Origin of the sequence: Robertmurraya sp. (assembly GCF_036676585.1) — a bacterium.
Lineage (GTDB): Bacteria > Bacillota > Bacilli > Bacillales > Cytobacillaceae > Robertmurraya_A.
On record NZ_JAKFCQ010000165.1, the window covers coordinates 116,468 to 134,635 of the forward strand.

The window sequence follows — 18,168 nt, forward strand, 5'->3', positions numbered from 1 at the left end:
GCATGTCCTCTTAAGATTTTTTTACGTTCACGATGATGGCGTCTTTTCCATACTGGAGGGGTTCATCCGTTTTGATGACACGCTTTCCTTCTATGATGTCTGAAAAAAAGCCATCCGAACATTGATACCCTACGATTGTGCCCAATTCTTCCATAAAATATACATCCTCAATCAACCCGAGTTGCTCTCCTTCACTAGATAATAGCATGTTCCCGGACAGACCTCGACAGAATGCAACGGAAGAATCACTGCCCCTTTTGATTGGTCTTAGCAAAGTTCGGTTTTCAATCATTACTCCATCTGAGCCAAAGGAAGTGACGTCTTGAATATCCAGCAGCGCGGTCCTTTTTACAAGCGTTCCTTGCTTTACTAGAAAGGATTGAACCGAATCACTAGTCGCAGAAATGATGAGATCATTGACTTCACCAACCTTTGACCCGCTTTCTTTCTCGTACACATTAACTCCCTTTAGCAATGTAAATGTCCGCAAGATACCACCTCTTTCGAACATTACTATTGTTCACAACGAAGCTAAAAATCATTACGTGAAACGATTTCCAAATGATATGCGTAATTAACTTCCCATAAAGCTATATGGAGTGATTCCTTCCATGCCAATCATGGGATCTACAGACAGCAAGTGCACCTCCGCATTTTGTAACGTACCCTTTTCGTTGCTCTCGTTTTTGCTGGCAATAGCTTTTTCCAATTTCGTTCGTAAGGTGGTCAATCTTTCTTGTTCATCCGATCTTGAAATACCGACTCTTAAAGCCTCTTCTTCTCCACAAAGGATCAAAAACTGTTTACTTCTTGTAATCGCTGTATACAAAAGATTTCTTCGCAGCATTCGATAATAGCTTCTTACTACAGGGAGGATTACAATAGGAAATTCACTCCCTTGAGACTTATGAACAGAGCAGCAATAGGAATGGGTTATTTGCTGAAGGTCTTGTCTGGTATATGTAGCTTCCGCACCCTCAAAGGATACAACGATCATATCCTCTTTTTCCGTATTTTCTTTTGCATAGAAGATGGATACAATTTCACCTATATCGCCATTAAACACATTATTTTCCGGCTGATTCACAAGCTGTAACACTTTATCACCGACACGATAAGTCACATCACCGTACTTTATTTCTTTCCTCGTCCCATCAGGGTTGGGATTAAATATTGTTTGCATTAACGTGTTCAAGCGATCGATTCCAGCAGGTCCTTTATACATTGGTGCAAGAACCTGTATATCTTTTGCTGTATAACCTTTACTTTTTGCATTTCGGACGACCTTCTCAACTACATCCGCAATTTGGTTTGCGTTACATCTAAAAAAGGAGCGGTCCTTTTGTTGCATACTTATATTGACCGGTAAACGCCCAGATTTAATTTCATGAGCAAGCTCAATAATAGAGGATCCTTCCGCTTGGCGATAAATATCTGTGAGCCTAACGACGGGAAGAACGCCACATTCTAGGAGATCCTTTAGTACTTGCCCCGGACCTACAGAAGGTAATTGATCCTCATCCCCAACCAATATGACTTGAATGGATTCAGGCAAAGCTTTAAAAAGCTGATTAGCAAGCCATGTGTCAAGCATGGACGTCTCATCTACAATCAAAATTTTCCCTTCTAAGGGGTTGTCTTCATTTCTGCTAAACCCTTCAACCCCATTCCATCCTAAAAGCCTGTGAATGGTAACCGCAGGAAGTCCTGTAGATTCTGTCATTCGTTTTGCTGCACGACCAGTTGGCGCTGCTAATATAAATGGAAAGGGCTCGTCTCCTTTATAATCATTTGGATCTAAAGAGCAGCCATGCAATTCAGCATATAGCTCAACAATCCCTTTAATAACCGTTGTTTTCCCTGTACCTGGCCCACCTGTTAAGATAAGCATAGGGGACATTAAAGCCGTCTGAATTGCATCCTTTTGTGTCGGCGCATACTGAACCCCTAATCGTTCCTCTAGATTTCCAAGGGCGAGTAAAAATTCAGAATCCGGAAACTGATTTTCATACTGTGTTTGAGAGACGATTTTTTTAATGCTTGTAACAAGTCCTTTTTCGGAGAAAAATAGGGAAGGTAAATACACCCTCATTTCTTCAACGATGATCTTCCCTTCTTCTTCAAGCTTGACTACTTCTGCTCCAATAGGTGAAAAGTCAATTTCATCACGTTTGTTTTCTTCTAATAATGTCTTTACCTTATCGAGTAATAACTCTGTTTCCATGTATACATGACCATTTTGCATACACTCAACCTCAAGCGTATATAAGCAGGCCGCTTTTATTCGGTCAGGGTGATGACCGGAAATTCCAAGTTGAAACCCAAGATCATCTGCTCTGGTAAATCCAATACCTTGGATATCTTCAACAAGCTTATAAGGATTCGACTGAACAACTTCTACCGTCTGGTCCTTATACGCCTGATAAATCCGCATAGAAATTTGCGGACCAAATCCATATTGATTTAAAGCAACCATCGCCTGTTCTAGCCCTTGATGCTCCATAAGGGTATCATAAATTTCCTTTGCCTTATCCGGGGGGAGCTTCGGTATTTCATCAAGTAAAGAAGGTTGTTGCATAATTTTAGAAATGGCATTTTCCCCTAAAACTTCAACAATTTTTTCAGCGGTTTTCTTTCCGACTCCTTTAAAAAGCTCACTTGATAAATAGCTCACTACCCCTTGTTTCGTTTGGGGTATATCCTTTCGAAAATGCGTTGCATGAAATTGTTGACCAAATTTCGGATGGTCCTTTAACTCTCCATAAAATATGTACGTTTCCTGTTCATGAACTTTTGGAAAATAGCCGGTAATAACAGCTTCTTTATCTTCATAATTCTCATTCGTTTCTTCCACGCGAATTCTTAGAACGGTGTACAAATTTTGTTCATTATGAAAGATTGTGACAAGATGCTTTCCTTTTATAAATCTCCCTTGATCCTTAAACAAATCGAGCGTTTCTTGTCCCTCCAAAGAACTCCCCTCCTTACAAAAAATCCGCTACGAATGATGATTACTCTTTTTCGATTAATTTCTTTCCGTAACCTGCTAGCAGATGATCAGGTTGTAATTCCAATGCTTTTTCAAACATATCAAGTGCCTTTTTTCCATCTTCCTTAAAACCATAAGCAACACCAAGATTATAATAAGCATCAGCATGTGACGGATCTAACTCTACACATGCGTTAAATTGCTTGATCGCCTCGTCAAGTAATTCTTGATTTGCAAGACATAATCCAAATTGAAAACGAGCTTCTGCATCATCGCCATTCAGCTCCACACTTCTTTGCAAATAAGGTAAGGCAAGCTTGGGCTGTTCTAACTGAATAAGCGTAAGTCCAAGCATAAAATAATTATCACTAGAATGCAGTCCCTTTCTCATTGCCAGTTCAAACATATTTTTTGCTTCTTCTAATTGTTCATTTTCGAAATAAAGGTTTCCAGCGTTATAATAAGCTGTTGCCGCATTTTCATCGATTTCTATTGCTTTCTGAAAAAATTTGAGTGCCTTATCATTTTCTCCAACTGCCGATAATACGTTCCCGAAATTTATATACGATACCGCATCATTCGGATTATCCTCAATTGCCTTCATAAACAATCCAGCAGCTTCTTCCCACTTTCCCTCCTTCATCAATTGAATCCCTTTTTCATTTTTATCCATAGTACACGCTCCATTATTTATTGTCTTTTATTATTATAACTTCTTTTCATCTAGTTTTGTCCTTTTTATACATACGAAAACCTCGACCATTTGAATCGAGGTTTTCTCCTTACCCAACATAAGTTAATTGCTTTTCATCACGGAATACTTTGTCAATTGTTCCTCCGCCAAGGCATTCATCACCTTGATAAAAGACAACCGATTGACCAGGTGTAATGGCTCGGATTGGCTCAGCAAATATCACCTTTACTGTCCCATCTTCTAATCTATGAACAGTTACTTTGTTATCAGGCTGACGGTAGCGGAATTTAGCCGTGCACTCAAAAGTCTGCATCACTTCCTTGCCCGTAACCCAACTAACATCAACAGCGATAATTGAATCTGAGTACAATTTATCATTATGAAATGCTTGTCCTACGAAAAGCACATTGCGCTCAAGGTCTTTACCAATGACAAACCAAGGGTCGCCCGCACCACCGATTCCTAAGCCATGTCTCTGACCGATTGTATAGTACATTAACCCATCATGCTTACCGACAACTTCTCCCTCAAGCGTTTCCATATTCCCAGGCTGAGCTGGCAGGTAATTGCTTAGAAATTCTTTGAAATTACGCTCGCCAATAAAGCAAATTCCCGTACTGTCCTTTTTTGTCGCAGTTGCTAAGTTTGCTTCCTGAGCAATCTCTCTTACCTTTGCTTTTTCAATATCTCCTATTGGAAACATAACTTTTTCAAGTTGGTTTTGAGAAAGCTGGTTTAAGAAATACGTTTGATCCTTGTTTTCATCTACTCCACGTAGCATTTTGTATTCCCCATCACGGTATTCAACTCTTGCGTAATGCCCGGTTGCTAAATAGTCCGCACCTAGCTTCATAGCATGCTCTAAAAATGCTTTAAACTTAATTTCCTTGTTACACATCACATCGGGATTTGGAGTTCTACCTGCTTTATATTCTTCTAGGAAGTAAGTAAACACTTTGTCCCAATATTGCTTTTCAAAATTTACTGCATAATAAGGTATACCAATTTGATTGCATACTCGAATAACATCCTCATAATCCTCGGTAGCCGTACAAACACCGAACTCATCGGTGTCATCCCAGTTTTTCATGAAAATTCCGATCACATCATACCCTTGTTCTTTTAAGAGTAAGGCGGCTACAGATGAGTCTACTCCCCCAGACATACCTACGACCACACGTATGTCCTTGTTGTCTTTTTTCACTTTCTTCACCTCATTTGCAAGCTTTATCGTGTCAGCCTACTTACTATTTTCGCCGTAACTTCAGCTGAACGTTCGACCTGCTCTTTTGTATTATAAAGGCCAAAGCTAAATCGGATTGAGTTTCTCACTCGCTCTGATTCTTGACCAAACATTGCCACTAAAACATGAGAAGGATCAATTGAACCAGCTGTACAAGCAGAACCACTCGATACAGCCACACCTTCCATATCCAGATTCACAAGCATTGATTCGACATCTGTGCCTGGAAAGCTTAAGTTTAGTACATGTGGGAGGGAATTTTCAAGCAATCCGTTTACTGAGAAAGTAATATCCTTCGTTTGAAGAGATTCAAGCAGTAACTTTTTAAACTCGATGAATTGCTCGACCTTTTCAGCTCTCTCAATCGAAGCTATTTCAACCGCTTTAGCAAAACCAGCGATAGACGCTACGTTCTCTGTTCCCGCACGTCTTTTTCGTTCCTGTTCTCCACCGAAGGAAAGTGGCGTTAATGCAGTATTTTGCTTTACATATAGGAATCCAATTCCTTTAGGTCCATTAATTTTATGTGCTGAGACGGATAACAAGTCCACGCCAAGCTCAGTTACGTCCAAATCAATTAAACCAAAGGCTTGAACAGCATCTGTATGAAATTTTGCTTGATGATTTTCTAATAACATGGCAATTTCTTTAATCGGTTGTACCGCACCCACTTCGTTATTTCCGTACATAATGGTTACGAGAATCGTTTCATCTCGGAGTGCTTTCTTAAAGTCTTCGATGGAAATTTTCCCATGTTCATCAACTGGTAAGTAAGTTACTTCAAAGCCTTCCTTTTCAAGACTTTTACAAGCATGTAAAACGGCATGATGTTCGATCATGGTAGTAATAATATGGTTACCATTCTTTTGATAAGATTTCGCCACTCCTAAAATGGCAAGATTATCACTCTCGGTGCCTCCACTTGTAAAAATGATCTCTTCCTGTTTTGCTCCAATGCTCTTCGCAATTTTTGAACGAGACTCGTCTACTATAGATCTTGCCGACCTTCCATAAGAATGAATACTAGACGGATTCCCAAATTGCTCCTTCATCACCACTGCCATCGTCTCAATAACATCCGTATGAACAGGAGCCGTTGCTGCATGATCCAAATATATATGATTCAACATGTTCACCTACTTAAAAATATCCACTTAAAACTAGCTTTACCTTTTCTCCTATATGTAAAACATATAGGAATCCGACTCTCCGTCATCTGTGTGATTTGCTAAATCTTCTAGTGTTGTATTATCTAAAACACCTTTCACAGCATCACGGATTCTCATCCATAATGCACGCTTCGCAGGCTCTTCATCCTCAATCCCTTCAACAGGACTGATAGGACCTTCTAACACTCGAATAATATCACCTGCGCTTATTTCTGTTGGTCCTTTTGCTAACACATAACCACCATACGCACCACGAATGCTCTTAACAAATCCAGCGTTTCTTAGAGGAGCAATTAACTGCTCCAAATAATGCTCAGATAAATCATTGGCTTGAGCAATCGTTTTAAGCGATGTTGGTCCTTCGCCGTGTTTTTTGGCGAGCTCGATCATGATTGTTAATCCATATCGACCTTTTGTTGATATTTTCATAAACTAGCACCTCGATTACTAATATCTTCTTTTGTATGATCAGCCATTCTTTTAGCGGAGTGTAATTTACTAAGGAAATGATCCGTTAGTTTTTGGCACTGTGGCAACGCTATGCCAACGATAGGTCCAATTACAAAGCTGAACACGACGGTACCAACAAATACTGGTCCACCTAGTTGCCACCCAACAATCAGTACAATAATTTCTATACAAGCCCGGACATATGTAACCTTCCACCCTGTTCTATCCGTTAAAGCAATCATTAGGCTGTCTCTTGGTCCAGCACCGAAGGAAGCAGAAATATATAACCCCATTCCGTACCCATTTAATAGAAGACCTGCGGCAAACATCAAAGATTTTCCAATCCAGTCATCGGGTGTTTGAATGATCGGAAGCAGAAAATACATATCAATAAAAATGCCAACTAATAGCATATTTAAAAAAGCACCTATTTTCGGAAATTCCTTAGAAATAATTGTCGCTAAAGATAAGATGGCTACCCCAACGAAAATTGACCATGTACCAATCGTTAGCCCAAATTGGTAATGAAGGCCCACATGAAGGACATCCCATGGAGTAGCGCCAATATCAGCCTTTATTAATAATACAATTCCAAGGGACATAATTAATAAACCTAAAAAATAAATGAAAAATCTTGGACCCACTTGTCCTGTCTTTTTAAAACCCATTACCAATCAATTCCTCTAAACAAAATGGTTTCTTGTAAATCTTAACAAAATCCTGACTTATTTGATAGACATTTGACATTATAGCATAATAGTATGCAAATAACACGAACGTATGTTACCTTTAGGTAAAACGATAAACGGAGCGATGAATATGAACGGGAAGCCACTTGCCTTCCGAATGCGGCCAAGGACGATTGATGAGATTATTGGTCAGCAGCACCTCGTCGGTGAAGGAAAGATTATTCAGCGTATGGTTAAAGCAAAACAGCTTTCATCCATGATTCTTTATGGACCACCTGGTGTGGGAAAAACATCCATTGCTAGCGCGATTGCAGGTAGTACAAAATATGCCTTTCGTACCTTAAACGCTGTGACAAATAACAAAAAAGACCTCGAGGTAGTTGCTGCAGAAGCAAAAATGTCCGGCAAGGTAATCCTTTTACTTGATGAGGTTCACCGTCTCGATAAAGCAAAGCAAGATTTTCTTCTTCCTCATTTAGAAAATGGATCCATTGTCCTAATCGGGGCAACGACTAGCAATCCGTATCATGCCATTAATCCAGCGATCCGTAGTCGGTGTCAAATCTTTGAGCTAAAGCCATTAACAGCTGATGAAATAATAAGAGCACTTAACCATGCCTTGCATGATAAAGACCGAGGATTGGGAAATTACAACGTGCACATATCAAACCCAGCAAAAGAACATTTTGCAAGTGCTTCAAACGGTGATGTAAGGAGTTCTCTTAATGCACTTGAACTAGCCATTATTTCTACGGAACCTGATGAGTTTGGGGTTATTACCATTACTCTTGAAATAGCTGAGGAATGCTTACAAAAGAAGAGCTTTTCACATGACCGCGATGGGGATGCTCATTACGATGTTCTTTCTGCTTTTCAAAAATCAATACGAGGCAGTGATGTAAATGCAGCACTCCATTATTTAGGGAGACTCATTGTCGCAGGTGATTTAGTAAGCATAAGCAGAAGATTAATCGTTATTGCCTATGAAGACATTGGCCTTGCCAATCCTCAGGCGGGTGCGAGAACACTAGCCGCTATCGAAACAGCTGAACGTCTAGGATTTCCTGAAGCTCGGATTCCGCTAGCTAACGCTGTTATTGAGCTATGCCTTTCACCTAAGTCTGATTCGGCCTATAAAGCGTTAGACCTTGCGATTGCTGATATTGAAGCAGGTCTAAGCGGTGAAGTGCCACTACATTTGAAGGATGCTCATTATAAAGGAGCCGCATCCCTTGGAAGAGGTATTGATTACTTATATCCACATGATTATGAAAACGGGTGGGTTAAACAGCAGTACTTACCTGACAAAATAAAAAAGAAGGTTTATTATAAGCCTAAAAAAACCGGTAAGTTTGAGCAAGCACTTGCTTCCATCTATGAAAAGCTGATGAAAAATTAACGGACAAGGCGTGTGCTTGTCCGTTTTTACTCATCTATTCACTATCTTTAACCGTAGAAATTTTTATGTCTTTTAATAGCTCACGGATGACATAGCTTGCCATAATAAGACCGGCAACGGATGGCACGAAGGCATTCGAAGAAGGCGGCATCTTTGCCTTCCTTATCTCTGCATCCTCTTTCCCAACTACTTTTCGAACATCCTCGCGAATGACGATCGGGCTTTCATCTGAAAAAACTACCGGTATTCCTTTTCTAATACCTTCTTTACGTAAACGTGTGCGAATGACCTTTGCAATCGGATCCGTATGTGTTTTTGAAATATCCGCAATTTGAAAACGAGTAGGGTCCATTTTATTAGCTGCTCCCATACTTGAGATCATTGGTATATTTCGCATTAAACACTCTTTCATGAGATGAATTTTATACGAAATAGTATCTGAAGCATCCACTACAAAATCAAGTCCGTATTGAAAGATTTCCTCATATGTTTCCTCTGTATAAAACATTTTTAATGAAATGACTTCACATTCAGGGTTGATATCCATTATGCGTTCCTTCATCAAATCGGCTTTAGGCCTTCCCACTGTGGAAAGTAAGGCAATGATTTGACGATTCACATTTGTTATATCAACATCATCTTTATCAATTAAAATGAGACGTCCCACGCCAGACCGTGCTAGTGCCTCAGCAGAAAACGAGCCTACTCCACCGATTCCTAATACAGCAACTGTACTCCCTTTTAATGTATCGATTCCTTCCTTTCCAATCGCAAGTTCATTGCGGGAAAATTGGTGCAACATCTTCATCACTCCAGCATCTATATTTATGTAATAGGTTTCTTAACTTATTTTTCTCGATATGACTATACCATACTCACAAACAAAAACAAGTCTATGATAGATATATACAGAACATCAAAAGACCCTATGCTGATAGTAGCATAGGGGTGTATGGTTATGTAATAAAGTAAGAATCCCAATCGTGCCGTCGCTCGATGCCTTCGTTTTGATCCCGCATAAGCAGGTGGGTGTTCTGTTCCAAGCTTTTGTAAGTCCTAAGCCAAAGGCATTTACGCCACTCGAAAACTCAATCTCCCGTAGTAAAGCTGTTGGTCAAAACTTTAGGTAATACCACGAACACATCAGGATTCTTATGTTTGATTAAACTATAACACACCTTTATATAAGTTTCAAGATGACTCTATTGTACAGAAATATTACGTTTTAATGACAGATGAAGGTCAGAAAGCTGAGCCTCGCTCACTTCTCCCGGAGCATCTGTTAATAAACAGCTTGCACTAGCAGTTTTTGGGAACGCAATTGTATCTCTTAAATTGGTTCTACCTGCTAAAAGCATGATGAGTCTGTCTAGACCAAGAGCTATTCCACCATGAGGAGGTGTTCCGTATTCGAAGGCTTCAAGCAAGAAACCAAACTGAGCTCTCGCTTCTTCTGGAGTAAATCCTAAAATACTGAACATTTTTTCTTGAACATCTCTTTCAAAAATACGCAGAGATCCTCCACCAAGCTCATAGCCATTCAATACAAGATCATACGCTTGTGCACGAACAAGAGCTGGATTTTCATCTAATAAGTGAAGGTCCTCTCTCACTGGCATTGTAAATGGATGGTGAGCTGCATAATAACGACCATCTGCCTCATCATACTCAAGTAATGGCCAATCAGTTATCCATAAAAAGTTGAATTTGCTTTGATCGATTAATTCAAGCTCTTTCCCAAGTTTTAAGCGAAGGGCACCTAATGCATCAGCTACTACACTCTTTTTATCAGCTACAAAAAGAAGTAAGTCTCCCGTTTCAATTGATAACGTAGATTTTAAAGCCGTCTGTTCTTCTTCGGTAATAAATTTGGAGATTGGTCCTTTTAGACCGTCCTCTTCCGCTTTTAACCAAGCCAAACCTTTTGCTCCATAGACAGCTACAAATTCAGTTAATGCATCGATATCTTTACGTGAATACTTGGTCGCAGCCTGCTTCACATTAATAGCCTTTACTTGGCCGCCTGATGAAACCGCACCTGCAAAAACCTTAAAGCTAGAATTCTTCACGATTTCTGAAAGATCCACTAGCTCCATTCCAAAACGAGTGTCTGGCTTATCAGATCCAAAACGAGCCATCGCCTCTTGATATGGCATACGGGCAAACGGTGTTTCCACTTGCAATTCCTTTACCTTTGACATCATTTCACTCATCATGTCTTCCATCAGGGAAATAATATCATCTTGGCTCATAAAGCTCGTTTCAATATCAATTTGAGTAAATTCAGGCTGCCTGTCTGCACGAAGGTCTTCATCACGGAAGCATCTTGCAATTTGATAATACCTTTCAAAACCACCCACCATAAGAAGTTGTTTAAATATTTGCGGTGATTGCGGTAAGGCGTAAAACTCACCTGGATGGACACGACTAGGTACTAAATAATCACGTGCACCCTCTGGTGTACTTTTAGTTAGAATTGGAGTTTCTACATCTAAGAAACCTTCACGATCCAGGAAGTTACGAATAATTTGAGTTACTTGATGACGCATTTTAAATGTCTCAAACATAGCAGGTCTTCTAAGATCTAAGTATCGATATTTCAAGCGAACATCCTCGGATACATCCGTTTGGTCTGCAATTGTAAATGGAGGTGTTTTTGCCTCGTTAATAATAGTAACCTGCTTTGCTTGTACTTCAATTCGACCTGTTTGCAGGTTTTCATTTATCGTACCAGCTTCTCTGGCAATAACTGTCCCAACTAAATCCAAAACGTATTCATTTCGAATTTTTTCTGCTAGAGCTAGAGCTTCAGGTGAAACCTCTGGATTAAACACCACTTGGATAATTCCAGTACGGTCACGCAAGTCGATAAAAATTAAACCACCCAAATCGCGGCGTCTTTGCACCCATCCCTTTAACGTAATACTTTCTCCAATATGCTGTTCTGTTACCTCTCCACAAAAATACGTTCTACCGTACATTTTCCTATCTCCCTTTTTTATAAATTGCTGAAAATTCTTCGATAAATGTATCTAACGGTACTTCAATTTGATTTCCACTTTCCATGTCCTTCACGCTAATTTTATTCGCTTGAAGTTCATCGTCTCCGAGGACTGCTACATACTTGGCTTGCAAGCGATCCGCTGTCTTCAACTGAGCTTTGATTTTTCGATCGAGATAATCTCGTTCCGCAGAATAACCTGCTTTACGCAGCTCATGTAAAAGCTTTACTGTATAGTCCTTGGCTTCCTCACCTAATGAAGCGAGAAAACAATCAATTCCCTGTGTCACTGGAAGTTCAATTCCTTCAGCATGAAGTGCTGCCAAACAGCGTTCAATACTAAGCGCAAAGCCAATACCTGGAGTTTCTGGTCCACCACTTTCTTCTACAAGCCCATTGTAACGTCCCCCGCCACAAAGAGTCGTAATGGCTCCAAACCCTTCAGCATCACTCATAATTTCAAAAGCCGTTTGATTGTAGTAGTCTAGCCCCCTTACAAGATTCGGATCGACTTCAAAATCAATTCCTAGGTCAGTTAAATATTGTTGAACTTTATCAAAATACTTTTTAGAATCATCATTTAAATATTGCAGGATGGATGGTGCTGAAGACATAAGCTCATGGTCACGATCCTTCTTACAATCAAGAATTCGAAGAGGATTTTTTTCTAATCTTGATTTACAATCCCCACAAAACTCATCAATTCTTGGTGAAAAATGATTGATTAAAGCATCTCTGTGAGCGTTTCTACTTTCCTTGTCACCAAGGCTATTGATTATTAGCTTTAGTTTTTTCAGGCCTAATGATTGATAAATACTCATAGCAAGAGCAATTACCTCTGCATCAATAGCGGGATCTGCACTTCCTAGCGCTTCCACACCAAACTGGACAAATTGACGGTATCTCCCCGCCTGTGGTCTTTCATAACGGAACATCGGCCCCATGTAAAAAAGTTTCACTGGTTGGTTAGCGTAACCAAACATTTTATGTTCGACAAAAGATCGCACCGCAGCTGCTGTTCCCTCTGGGCGTAGAGTTAAACTTCTTCCTCCACGGTCCTCAAACGTATACATTTCCTTCTGAACAATATCCGTTGTATCGCCTACACCCTTCGTAAAAACTTCTGTATGTTCAAAGATCGGTGTACGAATCTCTTTATATTGAAATCTCTCGCATAAATCTCTAGCAACCGTTTCGATAAATTGCCATTTTTCAACTTCTCCTGGGAGAATATCTTGTGTTCCTCTTGGTAGCTTTAACGCCATTTGGAACCCCTCCTAGCTATCTTTTTTATGTAAATCTAATCGTAAGAATGCAAAAAACTCCCGTCCCTTGTACTATTACATACAAGGGACGAGAGTTAATATCCCGTGGTGCCACCCTAATTGAAGCAACTCAAAAACAAGCCACTTCCACTTTTACAGTTAACGCCTGTCAACGTTCCTCTCCTACTAAATCATACGATTGTTCGAAGCGAAGCCTACGGAGTGTTCTTTCATTAAGCCACAATGCGGAAATGCTTTCAGCCTATCGACATTTCCTCTCTTTTCACGTGGGAGTTTAACTACTTTGCTCCATCAAACGGTTATTCGTCTTTTAATATTAGTTTATATATTACGTTCGAGTATTCAGAATGTCAAGATATATTACAAAACTTACGATCTCTCTAATCTTTTTTTCAGCTTTTTCACATCTCGGATCGATAGACCAAACTCACTTGCTAACTCTACCATATTTGAGTTTTTTTCTTTTTGGATAAAATCATGAAAATCGACCCCAAAAATTTGGTTATCTCCATCATGTGTAGAAAACGCCTTATCACTATATCTCATATGTTATCACCCCGTCTATTATATCCCCTTTAGTTTGTCCCTTTTTTAAGAAAAAGTTTCAGCTAATTAACATTGTTCATTAATTTATAGGGAAAAATTACTCGCATCGTATTAACATATGTAAATTCTTCCTTTATTATAGAGGTTGGTACTTAAAACTTATACATCAATACCCTTACTTACCATTAATCAGGGAGGGAGATTTACACTTGTACAAAAATAAATACATATTGTTTTTTCTGACGTTTCTTCTTTTTTGCAGTCCGTTCCCCATCAAACCTGACTCAGCATTTGCTGAAGGATCAACTGTTGAAATTACAACTGACACGTTAAATGTAAGAGAAGGACCAGGACTTAGTTATAAAGTCATTGAGGTGGTGAAACGAGCGGACCGTTTTTCTGTGATAGAGGAAAAATCGGATTGGATTCAAATATCCTTAAATTCCTCCGGAAAAAAAGGATGGGTAGCCGCTTGGCTTGTTAAAAAACATTCTGAAAATGAAGTTTCGTCGTCAAAGAGTGGAATCGTAACAGCGAATCAACTCCGTGTTCGTTCAGGTCCTAGCACCTCTTATAAGGTAGTGACAACTTTATCTCAAGGGGCTACCGTCACGATTATCAAAACAGAATCAAACTGGCATCAAATTAAAACCTCTAGTATAACAGGATGGGTAGCAGCAGAATTTATCCAGGATATAAAGTCTGATACAGGAGGATCAAGCAGTAGTCAACAGACTGGAAAGGTAACTGCCAACAATCTAAATGTTCGTTCTACCGCCTCCACATCAGGTAATATCCTTGGAAAGCTCCAAAAGGGTAGCACTGTTTCGATCCTAAGTGTGGAAAGCAATTGGGTAAAAATACAATATAATGGACAAGCTGCTTGGATTAGTAAAGAGTTTGTAGAAATGAGCTCTACTTCTTCTCAACCTTCCGTTCCAAATCAAACAAACACGAATTCTTCTAGTGGGTTGCTTGGGACGATTACGGCAACTACTCTGAATGTTCGAAGCACAGGTTCCTTAAGTGGCAAAATCGTAGGAACAGTTTCAAAAGGACAAGCATTTGAAATTTTAGCTGAAGAAAATAATTGGGCAAAAATTAAATTAAAAAATGGTCAATTAGGTTGGGTTGCTAGTTGGTATCTTTCCAAGGAACAGTCATCAACAACTACTAAAGTGGATGTTGAACAAAATAGTACCGTAACGATCCTCTATAACGGAACAAACATCCGAAAGTCTGCCACAACAAACAGTTCAGTCATTAGTAGAGCAAATGCTGGTGAAACTTTTACCGTTCTTTCTGTGCAAAATGACTGGTACGAAATTCAGTTGAAAGATGGATCAAAGGGATTTGTAGCGGGATGGCTTGTAACAGTAAGTGGAGCCTCTCAGCAAATTGAGAGACCTGGTGCAGAACAATACTTAAAAAATAAAGTTATTGTTATTGACCCTGGTCATGGTGGTCGAGATACAGGAGCTACTGGTATTAAAGGCAGCTATGAAAAGAACTTGACGTTGAAAACCGCTCAACTATTGTACGATAAACTAAAAACTGCAGGAGCGAACGTAGTTATGACTCGAAATACGGATTCGTATTTATCGTTAAGCTCTCGTGTTGGTATGTCACATACACATGCGGCTGATGCGTTCGTTTCGATCCATTTTGATAGCATTCTCGACTCCTCTGTTCGAGGGATGACCTCTTATTATTATCATAACTATCAGCAAAGTTTAGCTACAACTGTAGGCAAAGAGGTTACTAGTTTTACAAAGCTGAAAGATCGTGGTGTTCGCTACGGTGATTATCATGTGTTAAGAGAAAATAAACGTGCTTCTGTACTTCTAGAATTAGGCTATTTAAGTAATTCTGCGGAAGAAACATTAGTCAATTCAGAGAGCTATCAAGCAAATGCAGCCACTGGAATTTATCAAGGTTTGGCAAAATACTTTAAATAAAAAAAGCGAGTTCAATTGAACTCGCTTTTTACTTGCTCTCAATGATCAGTGTTACCGGGCCGTCGTTTATAAGTGCTACATCCATCATAGCTCCAAATTGACCTGTTTCAACCTTTACACCTTGATCCCGTAATAATTGATTAAATTGATCGTATATCACACTCGCATGATCTGGATGGGCAGCCTCCATGAAGTTAGGTCTTCTCCCTTTGCGACAATCACCGTATAAGGTGAACTGAGAGATTGACAAAATTTCTCCCTCCACTTGAGACAAAGATAAATTCATTTTCCCTTCCTGATCCTCAAACACACGAAGATTGACGATTTTCTCTGCAACGTACTTTGCATCCTCCGTTGTGTCACTGTGAGTAATACCGACAAGAAGAACGAATCCTTTTGTAATTTCCCCTATCGTTTTACCGTCTACTGTCACGCTAGCTTCTTTGCTTCTTTGAACAACCACTCTCATAAAAGTAAACTCCTTAACTTTCTAATTCATTACTCTTCGAACAGAATATATATCAGGAATTTGCTTAATACGTTCCACGACCTTTTGTAAATGACTTACATTATTGATAGCAATAGACATATTGATTGTTGCCATCTTGTTTCGGTCTGACTTTCCGGAAACCGCTGATATGTTCGTTTTCGTTTCATTCACAGCCTGTAGGACTTCATTTAATAATCCGCGTCGGTCGTACCCACTGATTTCAATGTCCACGTTATATTCCTTTTTATTATTTAAGCCTGTTTCCCATTCAACCGGTATCAGTCTAGCCTTTGCATCCTCGGTATCGATGTTTGAACAGTCCGCACGATGGACAGAGACGCCGCGACCTTTCGTAATGAAGCCAACAATCTCGTCTCCTGGAACAGGACTGCAGCATCTAGAAAGTCGGATGAGAAGATTATCTATTCCCGTCACCCTCACACCTGATTCTCTCTTTTTCGTCGAAGGGAATGACTTTAATTCTGACACTGCATTTGAAATCGTACTTACTTGCTCAAGATCTCGCTTCTTTCTCCACTTCTCAGTCAAGCGATTGGCTACTTGAAGAGCAGTAATCCCATTGTATCCAACGGCCGCATACAAATCATCTTCATGGAAAAAGTTAAACTTCTCACTTACTCTTTTCACATTTTCAGGCGTTAAGATTTCCTTCACATCAAAATCCATGCTTTTGATTTCTTTCTCAACCTGCTCGCGACCCTTTTCAACGTTTTCATCCTTACGTTGCTTCTTAAAGAATTGACGAATTTTATTTTTGGCTTGTGACGTTTGAGCTAACTTTAACCAGTCTTGACTAGGACCGTATGAATGTTTTGAAGTTAAAATCTCGATGATATCCCCTGTTTTTAACTTGTAATCAAGGGTAACCATCTTACCGTTCACCTTAGCACCAATGGTTTTATTACCGATTTCAGAATGGACACGATAAGCAAAATCAATTGGTACAGAACCAGACGGTAGCTCAAATACATCACCTTTTGGCGTAAACACAAACACCATATCAGAAAATAAATCAATTTTTAAGGATTCCATAAACTCTTCAGCATTTGCTGTATCATCTTGGAATTCTAATATCTCTCTAAACCATGTTAATTTTTCTTCAAGAGAAGAGCCTTCGTTAACTGATTTTCCTTCTTTATATGCCCAGTGTGCAGCTATCCCAAATTCAGCAATCTCATGCATATCAAATGTACGAATCTGAACCTCTAATGGATCACCTTTTGGTCCAATAACGGTCGTATGAAGAGATTGATACATATTTGGTTTCGGCATGGCTATATAATCTTTGAATCGTCCAGGCATTGGCTTCCAGCAAGTATGAATGATTCCTAAGACCGCATAACAATCTTTTATCGAATTTACGACGATTCTTATTGCAAGCAAATCATATATTTCGTTAAACTGCTTGTTTTGAATCGCCATTTTTCGATAAATGCTATAAATATGTTTGGGGCGCCCTGAGATTTCTGCTTTGATCGAAACTTCATCCAGGCTAACTCGCATTTCCTTAATCACATCGTCTAAGTATTGCTCACGTTCTGCACGCTTTTTCTTCATCAAATTTACAATACGATAATACTGTTGTGGATTTAAGTAACGCAGTGCTGTATCTTCAAGTTCCCATTTTATTTTAGAAATACCTAGACGATGTGCTAATGGTGCGAAAATTTCTAACGTTTCATTTGAAATACGTCTTTGCTTTTCGACTGGCAAATGTTTTAACGTACGCATATTATGGAGTCGGTCAGCTAATTTAATTAAGATGACCCGAATGTCTTGAGCCATCGCTACGAACATTTTTCGATGATTTTCTGCCTGCTGCTCTTCATGAGATTTATACTTAATCTTCCCGAGTTTTGTAACACCATCGACAAGCATGGCAACTTCTTCACCAAATTCTTTTGCTAGATCTTCAATTGTTACATCTGTATCTTCAACGACGTCATGAAGAAAACCCGAAGCAACCGTAGCTGGGTCCATTTCCAAGTCAGCCAAAATTCCTGCAACTTGAATGGGATGAATAATGTACGGTTCACCGGATTTACGATATTGTTCACGATGGGCATGCTTTGCGAATTCATATGCCTTTTTCACATATGCAGCATTTTCATCATTTAAATATTTTTTCGTTCGGTCGATGACTTGTTCGGCGGTCAACACTTGATCATTCGCCATATAATCACCTTTAACTTTCTATGATACCCCATGAATGTGAGGATTATTTTTTTTATTA

15 protein-coding genes, 1 other RNA gene and 1 other annotated feature are annotated in these 18,168 nt (G+C 39.4%); of the genes, 2 read left to right on the forward strand and 14 right to left on the reverse strand.

Features of this window, described 5'->3' with window-relative positions; translation table 11 throughout:
- Nucleotides 1–10: 10 nt before the first annotated feature.
- The 7 genes from ACGLXV_RS21735 to ACGLXV_RS21765 form a co-directional block, all read right to left on the reverse strand.
- Nucleotides 11–490, reverse strand: coding sequence for a PRC-barrel domain-containing protein (locus ACGLXV_RS21735; protein ID WP_391560252.1), 480 nt, complete (start codon nt 488–490; stop codon nt 11–13).
- An 84-nt stretch (nt 491–574) separates the two neighbouring features.
- Nucleotides 575–2,971 (reverse strand): SF1B family DNA helicase RecD2, encoded by a 2,397-nt coding sequence (recD2, locus tag ACGLXV_RS21740; RefSeq protein ID WP_391560253.1) that lies wholly within the window; start codon nt 2,969–2,971, stop codon nt 575–577.
- 40 nt (nt 2,972–3,011) lie between these two features.
- The gene (locus tag ACGLXV_RS21745) at nt 3,012–3,662 is read right to left on the reverse strand and encodes a tetratricopeptide repeat protein (protein WP_391560254.1); all 651 of its coding nucleotides are present in this window, start codon (nt 3,660–3,662) and stop codon (nt 3,012–3,014) included.
- A 109-nt stretch (nt 3,663–3,771) separates the two neighbouring features.
- Nucleotides 3,772–4,887 (reverse strand): tRNA 2-thiouridine(34) synthase MnmA, encoded by a 1,116-nt coding sequence (mnmA, locus tag ACGLXV_RS21750; protein ID WP_391560255.1) that lies wholly within the window; start codon nt 4,885–4,887, stop codon nt 3,772–3,774.
- Between the two features lie 23 nt (nt 4,888–4,910).
- Nucleotides 4,911–6,053 carry a cysteine desulfurase family protein gene (locus ACGLXV_RS21755; protein WP_391560277.1) on the reverse strand — a complete coding sequence of 381 codons (1,143 nt, stop codon included), beginning with the start codon at nt 6,051–6,053 and terminating at the stop codon, nt 4,911–4,913.
- A 51-nt stretch (nt 6,054–6,104) separates the two neighbouring features.
- Nucleotides 6,105–6,524 carry a cysteine metabolism transcriptional regulator CymR gene (cymR, locus tag ACGLXV_RS21760; protein WP_119709230.1) on the reverse strand — a complete coding sequence of 140 codons (420 nt, stop codon included), beginning with the start codon at nt 6,522–6,524 and terminating at the stop codon, nt 6,105–6,107.
- Entirely contained in the window at nt 6,521–7,213 is a 693-nt protein-coding gene (locus ACGLXV_RS21765) for a YczE/YyaS/YitT family protein (protein WP_119709231.1), read from the reverse strand. The genes cymR and ACGLXV_RS21765 overlap by 4 nt, the downstream gene beginning before the upstream one ends.
- Before the next feature lie 151 nt (nt 7,214–7,364).
- On the opposite strand from ACGLXV_RS21765, the gene ACGLXV_RS21770 reads away from it, so the two are divergent.
- Complete coding sequence (locus ACGLXV_RS21770) at nt 7,365–8,633, forward strand: replication-associated recombination protein A (RefSeq protein WP_391560256.1); 1,269 nt, start codon at nt 7,365–7,367, stop codon at nt 8,631–8,633.
- Nucleotides 8,634–8,667: 34 nt separating this feature from the next.
- Here the strand turns inward: ACGLXV_RS21770 and ACGLXV_RS21775 are convergent, their stop codons facing one another.
- From ACGLXV_RS21775 to ACGLXV_RS21795, 5 genes are all read right to left on the reverse strand, one after another.
- Nucleotides 8,668–9,435: a tRNA threonylcarbamoyladenosine dehydratase gene (locus tag ACGLXV_RS21775; RefSeq protein WP_391560257.1), complete on the reverse strand. Its 768-nt coding sequence runs from the start codon at nt 9,433–9,435 to the stop codon at nt 8,668–8,670.
- 168 nt (nt 9,436–9,603) lie between these two features.
- Nucleotides 9,604–9,786, reverse strand: a non-coding RNA gene (ssrS, locus tag ACGLXV_RS21780) — 6S RNA.
- Nucleotides 9,787–9,835: 49 nt separating this feature from the next.
- Nucleotides 9,836–11,614, reverse strand: a complete 1,779-nt coding sequence (gene aspS, locus ACGLXV_RS21785) for an aspartate--tRNA ligase (protein ID WP_119709234.1) — start codon at nt 11,612–11,614, stop codon at nt 9,836–9,838.
- A 4-nt stretch (nt 11,615–11,618) separates the two neighbouring features.
- Complete coding sequence (gene hisS / locus ACGLXV_RS21790; RefSeq protein ID WP_391560258.1) at nt 11,619–12,899, reverse strand: histidine--tRNA ligase; 1,281 nt, start codon at nt 12,897–12,899, stop codon at nt 11,619–11,621.
- Nucleotides 12,900–12,980: 81 nt separating this feature from the next.
- Nucleotides 12,981–13,225, reverse strand: a binding site (T-box leader).
- 64 nt (nt 13,226–13,289) lie between these two features.
- The gene (locus ACGLXV_RS21795) at nt 13,290–13,466 is read right to left on the reverse strand and encodes a hypothetical protein (RefSeq protein ID WP_162927792.1); all 177 of its coding nucleotides are present in this window, start codon (nt 13,464–13,466) and stop codon (nt 13,290–13,292) included.
- Nucleotides 13,467–13,675: 209 nt separating this feature from the next.
- Here ACGLXV_RS21795 and ACGLXV_RS21800 point away from each other — a divergent pair, with 209 nt between their 5' ends.
- Nucleotides 13,676–15,424 (forward strand): N-acetylmuramoyl-L-alanine amidase family protein, encoded by a 1,749-nt coding sequence (locus ACGLXV_RS21800; RefSeq protein ID WP_391560259.1) that lies wholly within the window; start codon nt 13,676–13,678, stop codon nt 15,422–15,424.
- Between the two features lie 28 nt (nt 15,425–15,452).
- Here ACGLXV_RS21800 and dtd read toward each other — a convergent pair whose 3' ends face one another.
- Both dtd and ACGLXV_RS21810 read right to left on the reverse strand, forming a co-directional pair.
- On the reverse strand, nt 15,453–15,893 hold the full coding sequence (dtd, locus tag ACGLXV_RS21805; RefSeq protein ID WP_119709237.1) for a D-aminoacyl-tRNA deacylase: 441 nt from the start codon (nt 15,891–15,893) through the stop codon (nt 15,453–15,455).
- A gap of 21 nt (nt 15,894–15,914) precedes the next feature.
- Nucleotides 15,915–18,110 carry a RelA/SpoT family protein gene (locus ACGLXV_RS21810; RefSeq protein WP_391560260.1) on the reverse strand — a complete coding sequence of 732 codons (2,196 nt, stop codon included), beginning with the start codon at nt 18,108–18,110 and terminating at the stop codon, nt 15,915–15,917.
- Nucleotides 18,111–18,168 lie beyond the last annotated feature (58 nt).